Below are 215 nucleotides of genomic sequence, written 5' to 3'. Positions count from 1 at the left end.
GGGGCGCAACACCGCAGCCGATGATGCCGAAATCAGCGCCGCGACAACAGAAGCCGTCGCGCCCACCAACACCCACGAGTTCATCGACCCGCAGTCAGATACCGCAGCCACCGACAACGACCAAATCCCCGACACCGCCCCCGATACCGCAGTGTCCACCGCCGGACCCCAAGAACCCGGCGGACCAGCACCCCCAACAAACCAGGCGGCCTAAC

1 protein-coding gene is annotated in these 215 nt (G+C 66.0%); it reads left to right on the top strand.

Annotation, left to right across the window (positions count from 1 at the left end; genetic code table 11):
* On the top strand, window positions 1-214 hold a 214-nt coding region (locus ABQE89_RS26380; protein WP_448422203.1), incomplete at its 5' end, for a hypothetical protein.
* Between the last annotated feature and the right edge of the window lies 1 nt (window position 215).

It is taken from the genome of Mycolicibacterium sp. XJ1819 (assembly GCF_053483675.1).
The sequence above is the reverse complement of the archived record's forward strand: the minus strand, read 5'-3'. Positions and strand labels throughout refer to the sequence as shown.